The organism is Nocardioides sp. HB32, assembly GCF_054058995.1.
Genome location: NZ_JBSSBS010000001.1, coordinates 818,002 through 840,511, shown reverse-complemented (window position 1 = coordinate 840,511; position 22,510 = coordinate 818,002). Strand labels below are relative to the sequence as shown.

The window sequence follows — 22,510 nt, the reverse complement described above, 5'->3', positions numbered from 1 at the left end:
ACCGGCAAGTCGGACGCGTGCGCCGTCCCTAAGCGACCTCCTCGGCGCCGAGGTGCGCGAGCAGGTTCCTGGAGAACCGGTCGCCCATCTGGTCGATCACCCGGCTCATGGCGCCGCGCACCGCGCGCCCGGACGCCCGTGGAAGCGGCAGGTCCAGGGTGATCTCGAGGGCCGTGACCAGGCGGGTGCCGCCCTCGGCGTCCTCGAGGGAGTACCACCCCTCGACCGCCGACCGCTCGCTCGTGCCGGCGGGCGGGTCGTGGCGGAACTCGATCCGGCTCGGCTCGTCGTACGTCACCAGCTCGGTGAACGCCGGCGCGACGCCGACGCCCAGCACGGTGAGCCCGGACAGCTCCCAGCGCCAGTGGTCGCCGTCGGCGGTGATCCGGCGGACGAACGGCGTGAGCTCGGCGACCAGCGCCGGGTCGGTCAGGGCCGCCCAGATGTCGGCGCGGTGCGCGGCGACCACGGCCTCGGCCCGGGTGTCGGCGGAGAAGCGGGTCATGGCGACTCCCTACCCGGCGCGGCAGGATTCGATGTGCTCGCTCGGTGGCAGGCTGGTGCCATGCCCCAGGTGACGGCCGAGGCGTGGGTCCCGGTGCCGCCCGACACCGCGTTCGCCGTCTCGCAGACGACGGGCGCGGTCCGCCTGCGCTGGGACCCGTTCATCCGCAAGCAGCACCTGCTGGGCGCGGAGCAGCCCGCGGCGGGCGTCCGCACCTACACCCGCGCCCGGGTCGGGCCCTCGATGGTGAGCCGCTACGTGTCGTACCGACCGCCCACCTCGGTGGGCATGACGATGGAGAGGGGGCCGTGGTTCTTCGCGTCGTTCGGCGGCGGGTGGCGGTTCACCCCCGAGACCCGGGACGGCGTCGCCGGCACCCGGGCGGTCTGGACGTACACGTGGACGGCGAACCCGTCCTGGTTGCGCCCGGCCGCCGACCCGATCGGGCGGTGGCTGCTGGGCCGGGAGATCCGCGGCCGGATCGCGGCGTACGCCGAGGCGTGCGGCGACCCCGACGTCCTCGGTGTCGTCCAGAACACGCCGCCGGAAGGTTTGCGCTGACCCCCCGACGGGGGACCTGCGTGACATGTCCGCACCACAGCTCGTCCTGCTCGCCCTGATGGCCTTCGTGCTCCTCGCACCCCTCGCGATGGTCGGGGTGCTCCTCACCGGGCTGGCACGGCGCGGCGACTCAGCTGACGAGCCGGGCCCGCACCTGGGCGGCCTGCTGGTGGCCGACGGGGTTCGCGTGTCCGTCGAGCACCACGACGATCGAGCGGTTGCCCAGGTCTAGGGTCACCGTGCCCTCCCCCAGCTCGAGCACCTCGCCCCTGATCAGGTAGTCCTCCCCGCCGATCCGCTCGAGCAGCGTCTCCGGTGGGCATCTCTCCACGTCCCCGAGCGCCACCGCGCGCAGCAGTGCGCGCCGCGGGCCGCCGTACCGCCAGATCAGCAGCACGACCAGCAGCAGGATCAGGTCAGCGCCCAGCGTGAGGACCAGCGGGACCCGGCTGTCGACGGTGCCCTCCGCGCGGTACGCCGACGGGTCGTGGTCGGCCACGCGCACCGTGATCCGGCCGCTGGCGACCGCGTCGTCGTACGCCTCCTCGCTCACCTCGGCCTGCCAGGACTTCTGGTCGGGGTCGACGTCCTGCGGGAACGTGAAGGACAGCCAGAACTGGTCGCCGTCCACGACCCGGTCGTCGACGACGGTGGCGGTGACGTCCTTGCCGGACGAGGCGATCTTCTGGTCCTGGTACCAGCTGTGCAGGAGGGGCAGGTTGACCACCACCGCGAGCAGCACGACGAGGAGCGCGGCACGCCGGCGGGACTGGGTCATGCCGGCCAGTATCCGGCCTACTGCAGGGTGGCGGTGAGCCGCATCACGTTGTCGACGTACCGCTGCCCGCGGGTTCGCCCCTGCCAGTCGTCAAGGGTGAGCTCGGTCGACAGGGCGCGGTAGGTGTCCTGGACCTCGGCGAGCCGGGCCACGATCTCCGGGCCGGTCATCATCATCACGACCTCGTAGTTGAGCGCGAACGAGCGCATGTCCATGTTGCTCGACCCGACGACGGCGACCCGGTCGTCGACCGAGAAGTGCTTCGCGTGCAGCACGAACGGCTCGGGATAGAGCCAGATCCGCACCCCGGCGGTCAGCAGTCCCTCGTAGTAGGAGCGCTGCGCGTGGGCGACCATGAACTGGTCGGCGGTCGCGCTGACGAACAGCTCGACGTCGACACCGCGCTGGGCGGCGGTCGTCACGGCGTACAGCAGCGAGTCGTCCGGCACGAAGTACGGGCTCGTCAGCGAGAGCCGACGCTCGGCGGAGTACAGCATGCTGTTGAACAGCCGCAGGTTGTTCTCGGTCGCGAACCCCGGGCCGCTCGGCACCACCTGGACGCCGACGCCGGTGAGCGCACCCGGGCGGTCGGTCGGGGGTGGCGGCACGGCGGCGACCAGGCCCTGCAGGTTCTCCCCGGTCTCGGTGAACCAGTCGGTCGCGAAGACGACGTTCAGCTCCTGGACGGCTGGGCCCTCGATCCGGGCGATCAGCTCGACCCACGCCCGGCCGAGCTGCTGGTTCTTCGGCTTGTCGTAGCAGGCCTCGATGAGGTTCTGCGAGCCGCTGAAGGCGACCCGACCGTCGACGACCAGGATCTTGCGGTGGTTGCGCAGGTCGGGCCTGCGGATCTCGCCCTTGAACGGCCGGATCGGCAGCATCGGCGTCCACCGGATCTTCGTGGCGTCGAGCCTCTTCACGAAGTCCTGGTAGCCGGGGATGCCGCGGGAGCCGAGGTGGTCGAAGAGGAACCGCACGGTGACCCCGCGCTCCGTGGCGCGCACCAGCTCCTCGAAGAACGGCCCGGTGACCTCGTCCCAGGCCGAGATGTAGAACTGGACGTGCACGTAGTCGGTGGCCGTGGCGACCTCGCGCGTCATCGCGTCGATCTGGGCCTGGTAGTCCTCGACCAGCTCCACGGTGTTCCCGAAGCTCAGCGGCAGCACCCCGAGCCGCCGGTTGAGCTTCGCGAAGCTCTGCACCAGGGGCGGCAGCCGCAGCCGCTCGGCGTGGTCCTCGATGTCCTCGAGGTGTGCGGCCGCCAGGATCGCGGCGTTCACCTCCTCCTGCTGTCCGCGCCGCTTGCGGCCGACCGTCGTGCGGCCGAACAGCAGGAACAGGAGGAAGCCGAGGAACGGCAGCGCGAGGATCAGCACCAGCCAGGCCATGGCGGTCTGCGGCCGGCGGTCCCCGGGGATCACGACGAACGCCGCGACCACGATCGCGATGTTCGCCACGACGAGGGCGGCGCCCAGGATCGCGACCAGGGTGGCCGCCCAGTCGGACATGACGGTCACGCTAGGGACGGGCGTACGCCGGAGGGTCACCCGAGTCGGGTGAGCCCGGCGTAGGGAACGCGCCCGCACGATGTGGACGTGGCGACCTCCTCCGCCCGGGCCGTGCCCGGACTGCCCCGGGGCGTGCTCGTCCTGGTCGGGCTGGCGGCGGGCGTCGTCGTCGTCGCGGGGATGCACGGGATCTCCTCGATCCTGGCGCCGACCTTCCTGGCGCTGGTGCTCACGGTGCTCGCGCACCCGCTCCGCTACTGGCTCGACCGCTGGATGCCCTCGTGGGTCGCGTCCGCGATCTGCATCGCGGCCGTGTACCTGCTGATCGTGGCGCTGGCCGTGGCGGTGGTGGTGTCCGTCGCCCGGTTCGCCGCTATCCTGCCGTCGTACACGGACGCGTTCCACCAGCGCGTCGACGACCTCACCGGGTGGCTCAGCGACCTGGGCGTCGACCAGGCGCAGATCGACGAGCTGGGCTCGTCGTTCGACTTCGAGGCACTCGGCGGGTTCGTGGGGGACCTGCTCGGGGACCTGCTCGGGCTGGTGTCGAACCTCTTCTTCATCCTGTCGCTGGTGCTGTTCATGACCGTCGACGGGAGCTCGTTCCCCCGGCAGCTGCAGCGCGCGCGGGCATCGAAGCCGCAGGTGGTCGAGGCGCTCGAGGAGTTCGCCCACGGGACCCGTCGCTACCTCGGCGTCTCGACCGTGTTCGGCCTGATCGTCGCGGTGCTCGACACCATCGCCCTCGCGCTGCTCGGCGTACCCCTGGCGCTCACGTGGGGCCTGCTGGCCTTCATCACCAACTACATCCCCAACATCGGCTTCGTGATCGGCCTGATCCCGCCCGCGATCCTCGCGCTGCTCGAGGGCGGACCGAGCCTGATGCTCGCGGTGATCGCCGCGTACTGCGTGCTGAACGTCGTGATCCAGTCGGTGATCCAGCCCAAGGTGGTCGGCGACGCCGTGGGCCTGTCGACGACCCTCAGCTTCTTCTCGCTGGTCTTCTGGACCTGGGTGATCGGGCCGCTCGGCGCACTGCTCGCGATCCCGTTGACGCTGTTCGCGAAGGCACTGCTGGTCGACGCCGACCCGGACACCCGCTGGCTGAGACCACTCATCTCGAACAAGGACGACGCCCTGCCCGCGGAGGACCTCAGTCCGGGATCGTGACGACCTCGACCACCGAGATCCCCAGCGAGTTCAGCAGGTTGAGCACGCCCTGGAGCTCCTCCTGGTCGGCCATCTCGCCGGTGAGGGTGGTCGTCGCGCGCTGCGTGCGGGCGGTCAGGTGCGGGAACGCGCCCGAGAGCTCGTCGGAGATCTCCGCGTCCACGCGGATCATCATCCTGGTCATCGGCACTGGTCCCTCGGCCTCGTCGGTCCCGTAGCGGCGACGGTAGGCGGCGGCGTCGGGCGACGCCTCACCGGAAACGGGCGAGGCCACTGCGGTGGTCCTTCGCGAGGCTGGTCGCGATGACCGCCGTGATGTTCATCCTCCTCGGGCTTTTCCTCTGCTTCCTGGGTTCGGCCTCGGTCCGCTTCGCCGTCCTGGTGGCAGGGTTCTGCGGTGCCTGGCTGATCGCGGACGAGCTCGACGCCAGCACCGGGACGACGTTCCTCGTCGCCCTCGCCGGTGCCGGCGGCGCGCTGGTGCTCAGCATCCTGCTCGCGCGCTTCGCGCTCTTCGCGGCGGGCTTCGTGCTCGGCGGTGCGGTCGGGGCGAAGCTGTTCGAGGTGCTCGACCGCGGCGACGCGAGCTGGCTGCTCGCCCTGGTGTTCGTGCCGTCGGTCGCGCTGCTCGGCGGCTTCCTGGCCCACCACTGGAAGAAGGCGTTCCTGCCGTGGGCCACCGCGCTCGCCGGCGCCGCGATGGTGCTCACCGGGATCGGCCGTGTCGACACCGGGCTGACCTCCGGGCTGCGGCGTCCCGACGATGCGACCGGCGGCGTCGTGCTGGCCGTCCTCTGGGTCGCCCTCGCCCTCGCCGGGCGGTCGTTCCAGGCCCGGCGTGGCGCCGACCGCTGACTTCACGCAGAACGGGTGAGCCCAGGGCCACGGGCGGGCGGGACGCTGGTGCGGTGGCGACGTTGACCGTGTGGAGGTTCGACGCCGTCGACGACGCCCAGCGGGCCGCCGACCTCCTGGCCGACCTCGAACGCGCCCACCAGGTAGTGGTGCAGGATGCGGCCGTCGTCTCGTGGGAGGTCGGCAAGCGCAAGCCGCGCACGCGCCAGCTGACCAGCACCGCCGGCGCCGGCGCCCTGAGCGGTGGCTTCTGGGGACTGCTGTTCGGACTGATCTTCTTCGTCCCCCTGCTCGGTGCCGCGATCGGAGCGGCCGGCGGCGCGATCGCCGGCTCGCTCACGGACGTCGGGATCGACGACGGGTTCATCAATCGGGTCCGCGACCAGGTCACCCCGGGCACCTCGGCACTCTTCGTGCTGACGTCCGACGCCGTCCTGGACCGCATCCACGACGCGTTCGCGGACGGCCCGCAGGGCGAGCTCATCCACACCGACGTGAGCGCCGAGCAGGAAGCGGCGCTCCGCGAGATCTTCGGGGACCAGGGGTAGCGGTGCCGAGCCTGACCGTGTGGCGCTACCCCACCCCGCTCGGCGTGGACGCGGGCGAGCTGCTGCTCCGGCGGCTCGAGGAGCAGGACGCGCTCACCGTCCACGACGCGGTCGCGGTGTTCTGGATGCCCGGCGCCGAGCAGCCCGTGGTGCGTCGGGTGCGGCACCGCGCCGCCGGCGCGGCCGGCAAGGGCACGTTCTGGGGCGCGCTGGTCGGCACCCTGGTCCTCGCACCGGTGGCCGGCGCGGCGGTCGGCGCCACCGCCGCCACGGTGGTCTCCCGGCTACGCCACGCCGGCGTACCCGCCGAGACCGTGGACGCGCTCCGCGGGGCGCTGGAGCCGGGTACCTCCGCGCTGTTCGTCGTCTCCAGCGACGCCCGTCCCGAGGTCGTCGGACCGGCCCTGGCGGCCGGCGAGGGCACCCTGATCCACGCCGAGATGGACGACGAGACGGCGGAGGAGCTGCGCCGACTGCTGGAGCCGTGACCGCTCCGCGATTCGGACATGGTTGCTCCGCAGCCCCCGAGCGCCGAGACTCGTGGTGAGGGCCGGTCGCTCAGGAAACGGGCGGCCGGAGGGAAGGGGCGCGATGGGAGCGCGCAGATCAGTCACGGTGGCTCCGGGTGCCGCGCTGCCAGCGCCGCGCGCCGCTCCGGCGACGGCCAGGCCGCCCGACCACTTCGTGGTGCGTCCACGGGTCACCGACTTCCTCGACGCCGTTCCCGACTACGCCGCGACGCTCGTCGTCGCCCCGGCGGGCGCCGGCAAGACCGCCGCCGTGGCGGCGTACACCGAGAGGGCCCGGGCGGCAGGTATCACCGTCAACTGGTTCCGCCCCGACCGGGTCGACCTGCTCACCGAGGCGCTGGCCATGGCGCGCGAGGCCGCGTCCCGTCCCGTGCTCGTCGTCGACGACGCCCACCAGCTGCCCGAGGACGGCGCCGCGGCACTCGTAGACGTCCTGGTCAACGCGCCCGAGTCGGTGCGGCTCGTGCTGGTCTCGCGACGCGCCCTGGGCTGGATTCCGGTGTCCGCCCTCCTCGACGACCGGGCTCGCAGCATCCGCGTGGACGACCTCCGGTTCACCGACGCGGAGGCGGCCGTCCTGGTCCGGATGCACCACCCCGACGCGAGCGAGGCCGACCTTGCCGCCGTGCTCGAACAGGGCGACGGCTGGGCCGCCGCGCTGGTGCTCGGTTCCCGCGCGCTGCGTGCGTCGGGCGATCCCGCCGACGCCCGGGCCTCCCTCACGGCGACGCGGCGCCCGTTGCTCGACTACCTGCTGCACGAGGTGTTCGAGTCACTGCCTCCCGAGCTGGTCCGGGTGCTGCTGACGACCTGCCAGCAGGACCACGTCACCGCGGAGGAGGCGCTCCTCCTCTCGGGCGTACCCGCGGCGGCGGACCTGCTCGGCGAGGCCTCGGCCGCCGGCCTGCTCGTGACCAGCTACCGCGACGACCTCGACGGCACCCACGGCTGGCGCTACCACCCGCTGCTCCTCGACCTGCTTCGCCGGAGGACGGCGCCGACCGGTCCGGACTGGGCGCTGGTCGTGGCGGCCCACCACCGGGCGTGCGCGGAGTACGCCGACCGGCGCGACGCCGAGCGCGCCCTCCTCCACGCACGACTGACCGGCGACCTCGACCTCCAGGTCTCGGTCCTGCGGGAGTTCGCGGGCGAGCTGATCACCAGGAGACGGTCGGTGGTCGTGGCCGAGGCCCTGGCCGCCGTCCCGCTCGAGATCCGGTCCCACCACCAGGACCTGCTCGTCCTGCACGCCACCGTGCTCCGTGCGCAGCAGGACATCGAGGGTGCCAAGGCCGCGGCCGACCGGGCCCTGGCCGCGGACGCCCGCAACTTCGCGGGCCGCGTCTCCGGCGACGTCGACGCCGAGCTGGCCGCCCTGGACCTGTGGCAGGCGAGGTTCGGCTGGCGCGAGTACCAGCCCGCGCTGGCCCGGGCCCGACGGGTACTCGGCTGCCGCCACGACGGTGAGGTCAGCGCCCACGACCTCGCCGGGCTCTCCGGGATCCGTGCGCACTGGCTGATGATCGAGCTCGCGTCGTTCGAGGTCTGGCTCGGTGACCTCCACCGGGCCGCGATCCACCTCCAGGACGCGGACATGTACTGCCGGCGGGTCGACCTGCCCCTGCTCGATCGCTCCGTCCTCGCCCTGCGCGCGACCCTCGAGATGGTGGCCGGCGCCTACCAGAGCTCGCTGGCGTCCGCGGACGCGTCACTCGCGCTGAGGGACCGGGTGCCGGGACCACCCGACATCGCCGATGCCCGCGCCCACCTGGCGCGCGGCTGGGCCCGCCTCCAGGAGCTCGACCTCGCCGGCGCAGAGCAGTCCATCGCGACCCTGGACGCCACCCCGCGCGACCAGATGGATCCGCTCCTCCTGACCTACAGCCGCCTTCTGCGGGCCTGCGTGCTGACCGCGACCGGCCGGGGCGACGAGGCCCGCAGGCTGCTCGACGGCCAGGGCGACGTCCCCGCGCGGTTGCCCGTCGCGATCGAGGGCGCGGACCTGTTCATCCGGATGCTGATCGAGGTCTCCATGGGGGACCTCGCCGCCCTGGGGCGCACCGCCAGCCGGATGCGGGCCGCAGGCCAGCCGACAGGGGCCGCCATCTGCGACGCCCTCGTGCTCGGGCTGGGGGGCGAGGAGCACCGGGCGGTGCGGCTGCTCGACGGGCTGGTGCCGTCCGCCGTCGACCAGCCCGAGGTGGTCGGGCTGACCGCCGCGGTCGCCCGGGTGGCGCTCCTGCACCGGGCCGGCTCGGCTCTCGCCCTCGACACGGCGCGACAGCTGCTGCCGGACCTGCTCAGTCGCGCCGCCCCGCAGCGACTACTCTGCATGCTGTCGCTCGGCCCCATCATCAGCCCCGGCTTCGTCGACCTGATCGCCGAGCACCGCGACAACGGGGCCGCACACCCCTTCGCGACCGAGGCCTACGACGTGCTCTCCGGGTACCAGCGGCCCTACCCCGACCTGACGCCGCACCGCACGCCCGGCAGCGATCGGGACGCGGACGCACGCAGCCTCCTGACCCCCCGCGAGCTCGAGGTGCTCGAGCAGCTGGCGCTCGGCGGGGCGAACGCGGACCTGGCCCGCTCGCTGTTCGTCAGCGAGAACACCGTGAAGACCCACCTCGCCTCGATCTACCGCAAGCTCGACGTGGAGCGCCGGGTCGACGCGCTGCGCGTCGCCCGTGCACGCGGCCTGATCTAGCGCGTTTCGGGTGATCCGGAGGCGAGCCGGTGCTCCTACGGTGCCGGCATGAGCACTTCTTCCCGCATGGACTACGACCACTCGACGAAGGGCGCCTGGGCCTACGGGCTCGCGTCGTTCGCCGGCGTCGTGCTTGTCATGCTCGGACTGTTCCAGTTCCTGCAGGGGCTGTCCGCGGCCTTCAAGGACGACGTCTTCGTCAAGACGTCCGACTACGTCTACTCGATCGACCTCTCGGCGTGGGGCTGGATCCACATGGCTCTCGGAGCGGTCGGCATCGCCATCGGCCTCTGCGTCCTGTACGGGCAGACCTGGGCACGCGCCGCCGGCATCCTGATCGCGGTCCTGTCGGCGGTCGCGAACTTCGCCTTCCTGCCGTACTACCCGTTCTGGGCGATCCTGCTGATCGCCATCGACGTCCTCGTCATCTGGGCCCTCAGCTCACTCGTCGTCAACACCTGATCTCACCCGCGGGATCACCCTTCACGGGTGACGCAGGAGTATCGTGGGTTGCCCTAGATTCCGACTCCCGAGGGCGGAAAGTCCGGGTCGTCCGCGGCAGACAGGGGGCGCCATGTCCTCAGCACCACGGGTCGCGGTCCACACCGATCACCTGCCCCGCCTGCCGCGCGCCTACGTCCCCCGACGTCGACTCTGGGCCCACCTCGACAAGGCAATGGACGGCGCCGCCACCCTGCTCGTCGGGCCGGGCGGTGCCGGCAAGACCCTGGGCGTCGCGGGCTGGCTGCGCGAGACCGGCCGCACCGAGGACACGACCTGGGTGCGCGCCGACGCGACGTGGACGCCGGAGCGGCTGCTGGCGCTGCTCGATGCCGAGCGGCTGGTCGTCGTCGACGACGCGCACGAGCTCCCCATCTCGACGATCCGCGCGCTGGACGCACGGCTGGACACCGACCCGGACTCGCTCCGGCTGCTCCTGCTCTCCCGGTGGGACCTGGCGTTCACCCGGCTCTCGGCCGAGCTGCTCGGCCAGTACACCGTCCTGCGCGGCGAGCTGCTGCGCCTCGACCAGGAGGAGTCCGAGGCGCTGGTCGCCGCCCACGTGTCCACCGACTCCGCGAGCGTCGCCCGGGCGATCGCCGGTCGTACGCAGGGCTGGTGCGCCGCGGTCGTCATGACGGCCCGGGCCGTCGCCGCCTCCGACGACCCCGTCGCCCACGCCCGCCGGTACGCCGACGAAGGGGGCGCCGTCGCAGACCGCGTCGCGTCCGAGGTGTTCGCGACCCTCCAGCCGCGGCAGCGGCACCTGCTGCTCTGCGTGGGCGCCGAACCGGTGGTCACTCCGGAGTCGGCAGTCCACCTCACCCACGACCCGCGCGCCGCCGAGGTCCTCGCCGAGCTCGAGGGGATGGGCCTGCTCGTCACCCGTCTCCCCGACGCCGACGGCGCCCGGTACGCGATCCACCCCCTGCTCGCCGAGGTGGTGCGCCGGCGTACGGCGGCCGGCGGGGTCGACGTGCTCCGCGCGGCCGCGACGGTCCAGCGGTCCGTCCGCCTCGACGTCGCCGCAGGAACCACCGACGACACCTTCGCCCGGCTGGTCGCGATCGGCGACCACGCGGGGGTCGCCGAGCTGCTCGCGACCAGCGGCCCGGCCCTGCTGCTGCGCGGCGACGGCGAGGGGATCAACGCCTGGTCGCTCGCGCACCCCTCGGCGGTCGACGTCACCCCCGGCTCGTGGTTCACGATCGCGCTGGACCGCTGGTTCACCGACGCCACGAGCTCCGCCCGGCACTGGCTGGACCGGATCGTCACCGACCCGCTCCCCGACGACGAGGCCACCCGCCTCCAGCTCGCGTGCGCGCGGCTGATGCGGTCGCGCCTGGGTCTCGAGTCCATCCCGGCCGCGGCGGCCTACGCCGAGCTGGTGCTGGAAGGACAGCAGCACGACGCGGACGACGCGGTCGTGCCCGTGCTGCTCTGCGAGCTGGCGATCACGCAGAACTGGCTCGGCCGCCTTGACGAGGCCGCCGCCAGCCTGAGCACCTCGCTCCAGCTCAGCGGGTCGCGCGCGCTCCCGGCGATGACGGCCGTCGCGCTCTCCCACCTGGCGCTCACCCAGTTCATGCAGGGCAACGAGGCCTCCTGCGTCGAGCTCGCCGACGAGGTGCTCGCGCAGGTGCAGGGAAAGCCCTGGAAGGCCCGGTTCTCCCGCGGTCGGGCGATGCTGGTGCGCGAGCTGGCGCTGCTCACGGACCTGCCGGCGACCGACGTCGGCCGCACGGTCCAGCACGCTGCTGACCTCCCCGTGCACGCCGCCGACCTGCCCACGAAGTTCTGGGCCCGGATGCTCCGGTCGCGGACCGAGCTGCGGACCGGGTCGCTGTGCGGCGCCGAGCGGGCCCTCGAGCTCCCCATCGAGACCCCGGACCTGCCCGACCACCTCTGGGCGGCGCTCCAGGTGGAGCGCGGCTTCCTGGCCGCGCTGGCGGGCGACCAGACACCGCTCGGCGAGCTGGACGAGCGCCTCGAGGAACGCGGGTTCCCGGGTGAGGCCTCGCTGGTCGCGGCCCTCCGGGCCGACCTGCGCGGTGACCGGCGCGGGTCGGCCACGCGCTTCGAGAGGGCCGCCGAGGCGGCCGTCCTGCCGCAACCTCCGGTGCGGGCGCTGGCGCTGGTCGGCGCCGCCCAGCTGCGCGACGAGCTCGGCGAGCCCGAGACCGCGCGGGAGCTGATGGATGGCGCCATGGTCGCCACGGAGGTGCGCCGGAACGCCGTGCCGTTCCTCGGCTGGACCCGTCACGGCACCACCGTGGCGAAGCTCCTCGACCGGCAGCAGCGGGTGCACCCCACCGCGTGGGTCGACGAGCTGGTCGGCACCACCGGCGGGCTCGCCAGCATCGCGACGTACTTCGGCCCGACGACCGCGGCTCCCGGTGAGAAGGTCGAGATCCCCGACGGCCTGGTCGCGCCCGTCCTGAGCCCGCGCGAGCGGGACGTCCTGAACGAGCTGGCTCGCGGCTCGACGTACGCCGACATCGCGGCCAACCTGTTCGTGTCCGAGAACACCGTGAAGACGCACGTCTCCAGCCTCTACGGCAAGCTCTCGGTCAACCGGCGCAGCGCCGCCCTCGCCGCCGCGCGATCCATGCACCTGTTGTAGGTCCACCCGATTCGGGCGAGCCCGGCCCCGCCGCAGCCGGACGACCATGACCCCATGAGCAACCACGCCGCTGCGGGTCCCCGCGACGTCCAGGTGCCGCCCGTGATCAGGGCCCTGGCGGAGCACTGGGGCCTGGTCCTCGCCTACGGCCTCATCACGCTGGGTCTCGGCGTCGCGCTGCTCGTCTGGCCGAACGCCTCGATCACGGTCTTCGCGGTGCTGCTGGCGATCCAGCTGGTGATCGCCGGTGTCGTCCGGATCGTGCAGGCCGTCTCGGCGGAACGGCGGCAGGGCGCCGCCGGCGCGCTGATCGGGCTGTCCGGCGGGCTCGCGCTGATCGTCGGTCTGCTCATCCTGCGCGATCCGCTGCAGTCCGTGCTCGTCGTCACGATGATCCTCGGGGCGTTCTGGATCATCGCGGGCGTCATCGACATCCTCGGTGTCTTCATGGGCGTGGAGCGGGAGGGTCGCGGCTGGGACGTGCTCGCGGGTGTCCTCAGCATCGCCTTCGGTGCCATCCTCATCGAGTGGACCGACATCTCGCTCAAGGTCCTCGTGGTGCTGACCGGCCTCTGGCTCGTGGTCGCGGGTGCGATCGCGACCGTCGCGGCGCTGAAGCTCCGCAACGCCCGGATCGACACGTGGTGACCCGGTGAGCGACGTGAACCGCGTGACCGACGTGAACGAGGTCGAGGAGCTCCGCGCCGAGGTCGAGCGACTCAAGGCGGCCCAGGCAGCCCAGGCAGCCCAGGCAGCGCAGCCGGGCGAGCCGCGGCGACCGGGCTGGTGGCGTCCCGTCGTCGTCACGATCCTGGTCGCCCTCATCGCGGTCCTGACCCCGCTGGGCGTGGTCGCGAGGTGGGCACACAACGAGGTCGCCGACACCGACCGGTACGTCCAGTCGGTGGCGCCGCTCGCGGACGACCCCGCCGTGCAGGCCGCGGTCACGAACCGGATCACCACCGAGCTCATCACGCGCCTCCAGGTCGAGGCGGTCACCGGCCAAGCGATCCAGGCGCTCTCCGAGCGCGGGCTGCCGCCGCTGGCCGCCGCCAGCCTGAAGGCCCTCGGCGGACCGCTGTCCGACGCGATCGAGGGGTTCATCCACGACCAGGTCGCGAACCTCGTGGAGTCCGACCAGTTCCAGACCGCCTGGGAGGAGGCGAACCGGCAGGCGCACACCCAGCTGGTCGCGGTCCTCACCGGCAAGGACTCCGACCTGGTCGAGATCTCGAACAACGCGGTGAGCGTCAACCTCGCGACGGTGATCGAGGCCGTGAAGCAACGCCTCGTCGACCGCGGCTTCACCCTCGCCGAGCGGCTGCCGACGGTGGACGCGCAGTTCACGATCTTCCAGTCCGCCGACATCACCAAGGCCCAGAACGCGTTCCGGCTGCTCAGCGCCCTCAACACCTGGCTGCCGATCCTGATCCTCGTCCTGCTCGCGGTGGCGATCGGACTGGCCCGCAACCGGCGTACGACGGTGATCGCGTCGATGCTGGTCGTCGCCGGGTCGATGCTGGTGCTGGGCTTCCTGCTCAACGCGTCCCGCGTCGTCTACCTCGATGCGCTGCCCTCCGGCGTCGACCACGACGCGGCGGGCGCGATCTACGACACCCTGGTCTGGTTCATCCGGGTCAACCTGCGCGCGCTCCTGGTGCTCACCCTCGTGGTGGCCTTCGTGGCCTGGGTGTCGGGCCCCGGGGCAGCTGCGGGCCGGGTGCGGAGCGGCACGAGCACCGTGATCGGCGCGGTCCGCGGCGGCGGCGAGCGGGCCGGCCTGGACACCGGCCGCTTCGGCGTCTTCCTGCACATGAACAAGGCGGTGATCCGCGGCGTCGTGCTCGGCCTGGCGCTGATCGGCTACGTGATGGCCGACCACCCCTCGCCGGGCTTCACGATCACCCTGGTGGTGGTGGCAGCGGTGGTGCTGCTCGTGGTGGAGCTGCTGTCCCGCCCCCCGGCCGCAGTCGAGCCCGCCCCGACCGCGCCACCGGCCCCGCCGACCTGACCAGGTGCGGCACCGTGGTCCGGCCGACGAGCTCCCGGGGCCGGTCGCCGAGCGCCCGGACGTCCGTGCGTGCCTGGCCCCCCGTCGCCGTCCGTTCCGGCAGGATGGAGCCAGCGTGGGCGGACGGTGCACCCGGCCGCTCACCCGCAGCGGGTGACACCGCGAGAGGGAGGCGCGCGTGACGGTCTGGAGGCGGGCGTTGCGCCTGCTCGTGATGACGGCCCTCGCGCTGGTCGCGTACTTCGTCGTCCCGGTCGGCGTGAAGGACGAGTCCGTGGGCGTGCGGCTGCTGATCAGCCTGCTCGCGCTGGTCCTCCTGACGGCCGCCGTCATCTGGCAGGTGGTCCTGCACGTGGAGGACCCGAGTCGGCAGGTCGACGGCCTGCTGATCGCGCTGGTCGTCGCCGTGCTCGCGTTTGCGCTCGCCTTCTTCCGCCTCGAGGTCGGCTATCCGGGGCAGATACCCGGCATCGAGACCCGGGTCGACTCGCTCTACTTCACGATGTCGACGCTGCTCACGATCGGGTACGGCGACATCCACGCCGTCGGCCAGACCGCTCGGGTGGTGGTGCTGATCGCCATGGTCTTCAACGTCGCCGTCATCGCGACGGCCGTCACGACACTGTCCAACCGGGTCCGCATGCACGCCGAGGAACGAGCGGACGCCCGGCGTACGGCGCGCGGGTCCGGTGAGCCGGCCCAGTCCCGCCGCACGCAGCGGAAGCCGAGGTGAGAGGTGCTGTCGTCGACGCCGTGGTCGGCCGCCCACCGGGTGCGGGTCCACTGCCGGACGTTCCCGATCATGTCGTGCACCCCGTAGCCGTTGGCCGGGGTAGCTCCCCACCGGCGGCGTCCGGTCGTGGAATGTCTCGTCCAGAGGCTCCCGATCTTCGCTCCGCCCGACGGGCGGGAGTCGCCTCTTCTGTTCCGGACCCTTGTGTCCCAACCATCCGTGGGTTTTCATGAGGCGAACATCCCTGAGCCAACAGGGGGTCAGATGTTCGGCGACGACTACCCACGATTCGCCGAGCTCAGCGCGCTCAGCGAGCTCACGCAGGACGGGTCGAACAGACGGCCGGACCGGCGCAGCGAGCTCGAGCAGCGGAACCGGATGAACGAGCGCTACGAAGCGCTGTTCGCGAGCAACCGGGACATCTTCGACGGAGCCCGAGTGCTCGACCTGGCCAGCCACGACGGACGCTACTCGTTCGCCGCGCTGAAGACCGGAGCAGCGCACGTGACCGGAGTGGAGGCCAGGAAGAGCCTCATCGACAACGCTCAGGAGGCATTTGCCTTCTACGGCCAGCCCCCCGAGACCTATCGCTTCGTGTGCGGCGATCTCTTCGAGGTGCTGGCCCGGGAGAAGTTCGACGTCGACGTCGTGCTGTGCCTCGGGTTCCTCTACCACACGTACCGGCACACGGAGCTGATGTACCGCCTCCACCACGTGGCGCCGCGGCACCTGATCGTGGACACGATGGTCACGCACCAGACCCAGCCGACCCTCAAGCTGATCCGCGAGAAGAACGTCGAGGACCTCCGCAGTGCCGCTGCCGATCCCTATTCGGTGGGGCGGGTGCTGGTGTTGCGGCCCTCGCTGCCCTCGCTCGAGCTGCTGCTGCAGTCGTACGGTTTCGATGTCGAGTCCAACTACGACTGGCAGGGCAGGCTGGCGGGCCGACCGCCCCTTCCTGGTCTCGCCATCTACGCGCACGGCGGCCGCGTGAGCGTGAGGTGCCGCTTCCAGGGTCAACGGACCACCACAGGGCCCCCCGCGCAGACAGGGCCCCCCGCGCAGAAAGGGTCCCCCGCGCAGACAGCGCCGCCTTCGCGACCCGCTCGCGGGTGGCGCGAGCGGCTCAACTCGGTGCTGGCCAGCACGACGGGCTATCAGCTGCGGCGGGTCCACAGCAGGCGTTGACGATGTGCCCGTCAGACAACCGGCCTCGAGGCCGCCGGGATGACAGAGCCGAACGGGGTGGAGTCCACGCCGTGGCGGCACGTCTGGTGGTCGCGACGCTGGCGACGGTCCTGGCGGTGCTCGCGAACGAGGCAGCGACCGTCGCCTCGGCACCTGTGCCGACATCCGCACGGATGCAGGCCGGTGTCGCGGGCGCGGTGGCCAGGACCGCCTCCACAGCACGCGGCGTCCGCTACACGCCGACGGAGGGCGCCAGGTTCAACGTTCCCCGAGGCCGGCCCGGGAACATGTTCCGGCTCGAGCAGCAGGTACTCGGAGCCGTTCGGCACGCCTACAGGGGCTCGCTGATCCGGTTCTCGATCTTCTCGTTCGACCGCCTGCCGGTCGCGACAGCGCTCGCGAGGGCGAAGCAACGAGGCGTGAGCGTGCAGGTTCTCGTCAATGACCACGAGGTGACCCGCGCTCAGCTCTATCTGCGCAAGAAGCTCGGGACGGACCGGACCAGGAAGAGCTGGATCTACCAGTGCAAGAACGGCTGTCGGTCGCCGGGCGAGAGCCTCCACGACAAGTTCTACCTGTTCTCCCACACCGGCGCGGCGCGGTCGGTCGTGATGATCGGTTCGATCAACATGAAGCTGAACGGGCACAAGAACCAGTACAACGACCTGTGGACCATCAACGACGACAAGGACCTGTTCGGCGCGGTGCATGCGCTGTTCGAACGGCTGAAGCGGGACCGGGTCGACCGGCCGCTGTACTGGGTGCAGGACATCGGCCCGATCCAGATCCACGCGACGCCGTTGCCCGGCGCCGACCGCGAGGACGACCCGATCATGAAGGTGCTCCGCAAGGTCGCATGCCGAGGAGCCGGCGGCAACACCGGCACGAACGGCCGGACCCTGATCCGGGTGGTCATGCACGCGTGGGTCGGAGACCGGGGCGTGTACCTGGCCCGCCGACTGCGCGACCTGTACGGCGACGGCTGTGACGTCCGCCTGCTGTACGGGATGGCCGGGGCAGGGGTACGACGGGAGCTCGCCCGTCCGACGAGCCGCGGCCGGGTCCCGATCCGGTCGACCGGATACGACACGAACGACGACGGCGAGCTCGACCTCTACGCGCACCAGAAGAACCTGTTCATCTCCGGCCACTACGACGGCGACCGCTCCGCCAGGACCGTCGTGACCGGCTCGAGCAACTGGACCCCGGGCGGACTGCGCGGCGACGAGCTGATCGCCGTCATCGAGGGCAGCATCGGAGACCTGCCGGCCTACCGGGCCGACTTCGGGTGGCTCTGGACGAAGCGGTCCCACAGTGTCCGCTGGAGTCCGACAGCCGGCAGCGACTACGTGCCCCCTCCCACCGGTGGTGGGCTCACCCGCGCCGAGCTGGCGTGGCTGGCGCCGCGAACCGAGCCACGCCTCCCGGGCACCGGCACTGGGTCCGGTCGCCGAGGTGGACCGGGCCGGCGGTCTGGGTGAAGACCTGCGAGCCGGCGCTCGAGCAGCGCCGGGCCCGCGCCCGGGAAGGCGGCCGGCTCAGGAGCGATCTCGGCGACCGTGAGGCGTGCGCGTCGGACCACACCGCCGGGACCTGGACCGCGCCGTCGCTCACGGCTCGTTCCTCCACTCCAGGCCGACGTGCCGCGCCAGGAACTCGTTGCGCAGCTTCCGCTCCGGGTCCAGGCGTCCGGCCAGGTCCCGGAAGTCCCCGAGGCGCGGGTACGCCGGCGCGAGCTGCTCGGCGGTCGCCACGAAGCACTTGCCCCAGTGCGGACGGGCGCCGAGCGGCAGCAGCGCGGCCTCGATCGCCGGCAGCGCGGCGTACACCCCGGGCCGGTCGCGCACCCACGTGAAGTGGAGCCCGACCGCGTCGCCGGCGTACGCCCCGGACAGCCAGAGGTCGTCGGCGGCGATGGTGCGCACCTCGGAGACCTGGAGCAGGTGCGCGAAGCCGGGCGCGAGCCGGCGCAGCGCGTCGACCGCCTCGGTGCCGCGGGCCCGGGGCAGGAGGTACTCGCTCTGGAGCTCCTCACCGCGGCTCGGCGTGAACTCCAGGCGGAAGTGGGGGAGGCGCTCGTGCCACGGCCCGGGGCGGCCGCCCTGCTCGGTGACGGCCGCGACGTCGGCGCCCGCGAGCATGTGGAGGGTCGTCGCGGCGGGCTCGGCGGCCAGGACGGGTGCCTCGGTGCCGCGGCTCTTCAGCCAGGCCTGGTCGATCCGGCCGTTGGTCCAGCCGGTGAACAGGCTGACGCTGTACGCCGCCCCGGTGAGCTCGTCGAGGTCGACCGCGTCCCAGTCGAGGTCGGTGAACAGGTCCTGGCGGACGTCGTACGCCGGCTCGACGTCGAGGGTGACATGGGTCGTGACCCCGAGGGCGCCGAGCGCGACCACGTGCCCGGCGAAGTCCTCCTCGCCCCTGGCGACCCGGTGCAGCTCACCGTCGGCGCCGACGTGCTCGAGGGCGGCGACGGCGGCGGCCAGCGACCCGGTGTGGTCGCCGGACCCGTGCGTGCCGGTCGCGACCGCGCCGCCGACCGAGATGTGCGGGAGCGAGGCCATCGTCGCGAGCGCGAGCCCGTGCTCGTGGAGGCGGAGCGCGAGGTCGCCGTACCGGACCCCGGCGGCGACGCGGACGGTCGTGTCACCGACGTCGACCGTCGGCGGCAGGTCGAGGGTGGAGACCAGGTCGCCGGTCGTGTCGGCGAGGTCGGTGAACGAGTGCCGGGTTCCGAGGGCCCGGACCCGGCGCGACCCCGCCACGAGCTCCTGGAGCTGCTCGACCGACGTCGGGCGATGGATCCGCGCGGCGGCGTACTCGTGGCTGCCCGCCCAGTTCTTCACGGTCGGGACCTCACGGTGTGACCCGGACGGCGAGCAGGGTGGTGTCGTCGTCCGGCCGGTCGCCCTGGACGGCGAGCAGGCCGTCGATCCACTGGTCGATGTCCACGCCGGGATGGGTGTCGGCCGCGAGCCGGCGGAGGTGGTCCATCCGCTCGGCCATGTCGACGCCGCGCTCCTCCACGAGTCCGTCGGTGTAGACGAGCAGCGTCGTCCCCGGCTCGAGGACGAGGTCGGTCGAGGTCGAGGTGCCCCAGCCGACCCCGAGGAGCGGGCGCGAGACGACACCCACCTCGACCGCGTCACCGTCGCGGACCAGCAGCGGCTGGGGGTGCCCGGCGCCGGCGATCCGCATCCGGCCGGTGGCGGGGTCGAGGACCGCGACGGCGGCCGTCGCGACACGTTGGTCGAGCAGGCCGTCCATCAGCCGGTCGAGACGGTCCAGGCACGCGGCCGGGTCGTGGCCCTCGAACACGTAGGCCCGCAGCGCCGTGCGGATCTGGGTCATCGCCGACGCCGCCGAGACGCCGTGACCCGCGACGTCACCGACCGCGAGCGCGATCCGGCCGTCGGGGAGCTCGAAGGCGTCCCACCAGTCGCCGCCCAGCTGGTAGGTCGTCGCGGGCAGGTAGCGGGCCGCGACCTCGAGGCCCGGGAACGCCGGCGCCCGGTCGAGCACGACGCTGCGCTGGACCGACTCGGCCATCGCGATCTGCTCGCGCGAGCGCATCAGCAGCAGGCCCTGCATGTGCTTGCCGAGGGCGTCGGCCGCGTCCACCTGCCACGGGGTCCACGGCAGGCTGCGTCCGCTCACCACCTGCCGCCACTTCTCGAAGGACTTGCGCGGGCTCAGCCGCACCTCGGGACCCTCCGAGGCCGCGATCAGCTTGTTGGTGGGGTCGCCGCCCCAGTCCACCACCCGCTCCTGCTGCGGCCGCAGCCAGAGCAGCCAGCGGTCCTCCGCGGAGCCGACCCGCATCACACCGGCGACCTCCGGCACGCCGGCGAGGTCGGGGAGCAGCGCGGCGACGTTGTCGGTCTGGGTCGCGTAGCTGAGCGGCGACTCGAGCGCGGCCGCCACCCGCCGCAGCGTCGTCTCGTCGGCGACCGTGCCGCGGACCGTCAGCACGCCGTCGTAGCAGAGCGCCGCGCCCTCGGCGTCCATGAGGGAGAGCAGCTCGGGGTCCTCGATGAGGCTCTCCAGCGGCGACCGGGCTCCGGCCGTGATGCGGGCGGTGATCCCGGCCATCATCGACTGGGTCTCGAGGGCGGCCTCGCGCGCGTCGGCGCGCTCCCGGTCGACGACGACCTGGGACGCGACCTGGCCGAGGAACTCGGCGGCGGCCCGGGCGTCGTGGCTGGGCCGGTGCGGGCCGGAGTAGTGGTGGCACGCGACCAGGCCCCAGAGCCGGTCCTCCACCACGATCGAGACCGACATCGACGCGGTGACGCCCATGTTGGAGAGGTACTCGAGGTGGATCGGGGACACGCTCCGCAGCGTGGCGAACGACAGGTCGAGGGGCGCACCCGTGCCGGGGTCGAAGACCGGGTGCAGCGGCACCGGCTCGTAGCCGGTGTCCGCGATCAGGCGGGTCCAGTTCACCGTGTAGAGGCGGCGCGCCTGGGCGGGGATGTCGGTCGACGGGTAGTGCAGCCCGAGGAACGGGTTCAGGTCGGCCCGCCGCTCCTCGGCGATGACCTCGCCGTTCCACTCGGGGTCGAACCGGTAGACCATTACCCGGTCGAAGGCGGTGATCTCGCGGACCTCGTGGGCCAGGTGTCCGGCGAGCTCGTGGACCGACGCCGCCCCGGCCATCCGCGACATCGCCCCGCGGGCGGTGTGGTACGACAGCGCCGCGCGGTCGGGCGCGGCGAGCGGCTCCAGCTCGATGACCAAGCGGGCGCCGGAGCGGTGCACGTGCACGTCGACCTCAGTCCCCTCGTCGAGGTGGAGCACCAGCGGCGTCTTGGGCAGTCCGGCGGCCTCCCGCTCGATGATCGCCGCGGCCGCGGCCTCGCCGACCACGTCGGCGAGCGGGTGGCCGAGCGCGTCGTCGGGCCCGACGCCGAGCAGCGTCGCCGAGTTCGCAGACGCCATCCGGACCTGGTGGTCGCCGTCGAGGGCCAGCAGGACGCCGTGCGGCTGGATCGCGCCGGGGATGTGGATCGGCTCGCGGTCGCAGGTGGAGAGGTCGACCTCGCCGTACGACGGGGTGTGCGGGGAGCCGGTGGGCTCGCTCACCCGACGGCCGTCAGGGCTGCTCCCGGAACGGGAGGTTCGAGATCGTCAGCACCCGGGCGACGATCGAGCCGGGCGCCGCGACCACGTCGAGGAGGTGGCCGGCGTTGCGGGCGTTCTTCGCCGCGACCGCGAGGACGCCGATGGCCAGGCTGGGGAAGAAGTCCACCGCCGAGAGGTCGACGACGAGGTCGCGGCTGAAGCCGTCGCTGTGCTTCTCCAGGTCGGAGCGGAAGGTCGGGCCGGAGAGCTCGTCCACGGAGCCCGAGACGGTCAGCAACGCAGCCGAGGCGTCGTACGCCGCCGCGTAGGGGGTGTCATCCACCACGACATCGTAAGGGGAGGCCGCCGTCCGTTTCCTCACCCGACAGTGCGGGTAGAGACAGGGGGACGAAGGAGGGCCCGTGCGCCACTCGCCGCTGAGGACCCACCTCGTGGTCTCCGCCCAGAGCCGATCGGCCCGCTCGGCACGCGCTGCGGTCCACGGCCTCTGCGTGGACGCCGAGACCGGTGCCGGCACCGCTGACGTCGCCGCGCTGCTGACGTCGGAGCTGGTGACCAACGCCCACGAGCACGGCGGTGGGCGGGCGGTCCTCGACGCGTTCGTCGACGACCGCTGCGTGCGGGTCGACGTCGCGGACGGTGACGCCACCCTCCCCGGCCCACGGGCCATCGACCTGGAGGCGGAGCGCGGACGCGGCCTGCTGATGGTGGCCGCCTTCGCCTCCCGGTGGGGCGCGCGGCCGACCACGGGCGGGAAGACCGTCTGGTTCGAGCTCGACCTCGCCTGACCCTTCCGCTCCGGTCCGCGCGGACGTACCGTGACCCGTGAGGCGGCAGGGGTGACCGCCGGGGGTGAGGGATGACCGTGGATCTCGGCACGGTCGTTCTCGCGGCGGGCTGTGTGCTGGTCGCGGGGATGGCCGTCTGGTGCGTCGTGCGGGTGCGGCACTGGCGCCGGGTCGCCGAGCGCGCCGGCGAGGGCGGGCGCTGCACGGCGGCCGACCTGGTCCCCGGTGACCTGGTCTTCGTCTGGGCCTACGTCCTCGAGCACGGGGAGTGGAAGCACGGCGTCGTCGCCAAGGTCGAGCACGACGTGCTGGACACCGACCGGGTGCAGCTGGTGCGGATCCTCCTCGCGGAGGGCGCCTCGTTCACCGTGAAGCCGTTCGCCCCCGCCTGGGTCCTCTCGGCGGCGTGACAGACTCGCGAC

At 72.5% G+C, this 22,510-nt stretch carries 22 protein-coding genes and 1 pseudogene; 15 read left to right on the top strand and 8 right to left on the bottom strand.

Features of this window, described 5'->3' with window-relative positions:
- Positions 1-28: 28 nt before the first annotated feature.
- The gene (locus tag ACVW2K_RS04300; protein ID WP_457201660.1) at positions 29-505 is read right to left on the bottom strand and encodes an SRPBCC family protein; all 477 of its coding nucleotides are present in this window, start codon (positions 503-505) and stop codon (positions 29-31) included.
- A gap of 60 nt (positions 506-565) precedes the next feature.
- On the opposite strand from ACVW2K_RS04300, the gene ACVW2K_RS04295 reads away from it, so the two are divergent.
- Positions 566-1,066 carry an SRPBCC family protein gene (locus ACVW2K_RS04295; protein ID WP_457201659.1) on the top strand — a complete coding sequence of 167 codons (501 nt, stop codon included), beginning with the start codon at positions 566-568 and terminating at the stop codon, positions 1,064-1,066.
- A gap of 130 nt (positions 1,067-1,196) precedes the next feature.
- Here ACVW2K_RS04295 and ACVW2K_RS04290 read toward each other — a convergent pair whose 3' ends face one another.
- Together ACVW2K_RS04290 and cls are read right to left on the bottom strand one after the other, a co-directional pair.
- Entirely contained in the window at positions 1,197-1,844 is a 648-nt protein-coding gene (locus ACVW2K_RS04290; RefSeq protein WP_028637925.1) for a hypothetical protein, read from the bottom strand.
- A 17-nt stretch (positions 1,845-1,861) separates the two neighbouring features.
- Complete coding sequence (cls, locus tag ACVW2K_RS04285) at positions 1,862-3,352, bottom strand: cardiolipin synthase (protein ID WP_036570691.1); 1,491 nt, start codon at positions 3,350-3,352, stop codon at positions 1,862-1,864.
- Between the two features lie 87 nt (positions 3,353-3,439).
- Here cls and ACVW2K_RS04280 point away from each other — a divergent pair, with 87 nt between their 5' ends.
- Positions 3,440-4,522 carry an AI-2E family transporter gene (locus tag ACVW2K_RS04280; RefSeq protein ID WP_028637923.1) on the top strand — a complete coding sequence of 361 codons (1,083 nt, stop codon included), beginning with the start codon at positions 3,440-3,442 and terminating at the stop codon, positions 4,520-4,522.
- On the opposite strand, the gene ACVW2K_RS04275 is transcribed toward ACVW2K_RS04280, so the two are convergent.
- Positions 4,506-4,796: a hypothetical protein gene (locus ACVW2K_RS04275; RefSeq protein WP_028637922.1), complete on the bottom strand. Its 291-nt coding sequence runs from the start codon at positions 4,794-4,796 to the stop codon at positions 4,506-4,508. The genes ACVW2K_RS04280 and ACVW2K_RS04275 overlap by 17 nt on opposite strands.
- 29 nt (positions 4,797-4,825) lie before the next feature.
- Between ACVW2K_RS04275 and ACVW2K_RS04270 the strand changes: the two genes are divergently transcribed.
- The 9 genes from ACVW2K_RS04270 to ACVW2K_RS04230 all read left to right on the top strand — a co-directional run bounded on the left by ACVW2K_RS04270 (position 4,826) and on the right by ACVW2K_RS04230 (position 15,030).
- Positions 4,826-5,377 carry a hypothetical protein gene (locus tag ACVW2K_RS04270; protein WP_457201658.1) on the top strand — a complete coding sequence of 184 codons (552 nt, stop codon included), beginning with the start codon at positions 4,826-4,828 and terminating at the stop codon, positions 5,375-5,377.
- 53 nt (positions 5,378-5,430) lie between these two features.
- Positions 5,431-5,925, top strand: a complete 495-nt coding sequence (locus tag ACVW2K_RS04265) for a DUF1269 domain-containing protein (RefSeq protein ID WP_028637921.1) — start codon at positions 5,431-5,433, stop codon at positions 5,923-5,925.
- Positions 5,926-5,927: 2 nt separating this feature from the next.
- On the top strand, positions 5,928-6,413 hold the full coding sequence (locus ACVW2K_RS04260; RefSeq protein ID WP_028637920.1) for a DUF1269 domain-containing protein: 486 nt from the start codon (positions 5,928-5,930) through the stop codon (positions 6,411-6,413).
- A gap of 199 nt (positions 6,414-6,612) precedes the next feature.
- Positions 6,613-9,162 (top strand): LuxR C-terminal-related transcriptional regulator, encoded by a 2,550-nt coding sequence (locus tag ACVW2K_RS04255; protein ID WP_457201657.1) that lies wholly within the window; start codon positions 6,613-6,615, stop codon positions 9,160-9,162.
- A 48-nt stretch (positions 9,163-9,210) separates the two neighbouring features.
- Positions 9,211-9,624: a DUF7144 family membrane protein gene (locus ACVW2K_RS04250; RefSeq protein ID WP_028637918.1), complete on the top strand. Its 414-nt coding sequence runs from the start codon at positions 9,211-9,213 to the stop codon at positions 9,622-9,624.
- Between the two features lie 112 nt (positions 9,625-9,736).
- Positions 9,737-12,286 carry a LuxR C-terminal-related transcriptional regulator gene (locus tag ACVW2K_RS04245; protein ID WP_457201656.1) on the top strand — a complete coding sequence of 850 codons (2,550 nt, stop codon included), beginning with the start codon at positions 9,737-9,739 and terminating at the stop codon, positions 12,284-12,286.
- Positions 12,287-12,340: 54 nt separating this feature from the next.
- A complete protein-coding gene (locus tag ACVW2K_RS04240) occupies positions 12,341-12,934 on the top strand; it encodes an HdeD family acid-resistance protein (RefSeq protein ID WP_457201655.1) in 594 nt (197 codons plus the stop codon).
- A 22-nt stretch (positions 12,935-12,956) separates the two neighbouring features.
- Complete coding sequence (locus tag ACVW2K_RS04235) at positions 12,957-14,297, top strand: hypothetical protein (protein WP_155992116.1); 1,341 nt, start codon at positions 12,957-12,959, stop codon at positions 14,295-14,297.
- Between the two features lie 178 nt (positions 14,298-14,475).
- On the top strand, positions 14,476-15,030 hold the full coding sequence (locus tag ACVW2K_RS04230) for a potassium channel family protein (protein ID WP_155992115.1): 555 nt from the start codon (positions 14,476-14,478) through the stop codon (positions 15,028-15,030).
- Between the two features lie 41 nt (positions 15,031-15,071).
- Here the strand turns inward: ACVW2K_RS04230 and ACVW2K_RS04225 are convergent.
- Positions 15,072-15,185 (bottom strand): annotated as a pseudogene (locus tag ACVW2K_RS04225) (SUMF1/EgtB/PvdO family nonheme iron enzyme); the annotation flags it as partial.
- A 109-nt stretch (positions 15,186-15,294) separates the two neighbouring features.
- On the opposite strand from ACVW2K_RS04225, the gene ACVW2K_RS04220 reads away from it, so the two are divergent.
- Complete coding sequence (locus ACVW2K_RS04220; protein ID WP_457201654.1) at positions 15,295-16,218, top strand: class I SAM-dependent methyltransferase; 924 nt, start codon at positions 15,295-15,297, stop codon at positions 16,216-16,218.
- Between the two features lie 71 nt (positions 16,219-16,289).
- Complete coding sequence (locus ACVW2K_RS04215; protein WP_028637916.1) at positions 16,290-17,699, top strand: phospholipase D-like domain-containing protein; 1,410 nt, start codon at positions 16,290-16,292, stop codon at positions 17,697-17,699.
- A 129-nt stretch (positions 17,700-17,828) separates the two neighbouring features.
- Here ACVW2K_RS04215 and ACVW2K_RS04210 read toward each other — a convergent pair whose 3' ends face one another.
- The 3 genes from ACVW2K_RS04210 to ACVW2K_RS04200 are packed head-to-tail and all read right to left on the bottom strand — an operon-like array spanning position 17,829 to position 21,622.
- Positions 17,829-19,061: an FAD-binding protein gene (locus ACVW2K_RS04210; RefSeq protein WP_457201653.1), complete on the bottom strand. Its 1,233-nt coding sequence runs from the start codon at positions 19,059-19,061 to the stop codon at positions 17,829-17,831.
- 10 nt (positions 19,062-19,071) lie between these two features.
- Positions 19,072-21,300 (bottom strand): SpoIIE family protein phosphatase, encoded by a 2,229-nt coding sequence (locus tag ACVW2K_RS04205; protein WP_457201652.1) that lies wholly within the window; start codon positions 21,298-21,300, stop codon positions 19,072-19,074.
- Between the two features lie 10 nt (positions 21,301-21,310).
- Complete coding sequence (locus tag ACVW2K_RS04200) at positions 21,311-21,622, bottom strand: STAS domain-containing protein (RefSeq protein ID WP_197025351.1); 312 nt, start codon at positions 21,620-21,622, stop codon at positions 21,311-21,313.
- 79 nt (positions 21,623-21,701) lie between these two features.
- On the opposite strand from ACVW2K_RS04200, the gene ACVW2K_RS04195 reads away from it, so the two are divergent.
- Together ACVW2K_RS04195 and ACVW2K_RS04190 are read left to right on the top strand one after the other, a co-directional pair.
- Positions 21,702-22,088, top strand: coding sequence for an ATP-binding protein (locus ACVW2K_RS04195; RefSeq protein WP_457201651.1), 387 nt, complete (start codon positions 21,702-21,704; stop codon positions 22,086-22,088).
- A gap of 71 nt (positions 22,089-22,159) precedes the next feature.
- Positions 22,160-22,498, top strand: a complete 339-nt coding sequence (locus tag ACVW2K_RS04190; RefSeq protein ID WP_028637913.1) for a hypothetical protein — start codon at positions 22,160-22,162, stop codon at positions 22,496-22,498.
- The last annotated feature ends 12 nt before the right edge of the window (positions 22,499-22,510 follow it).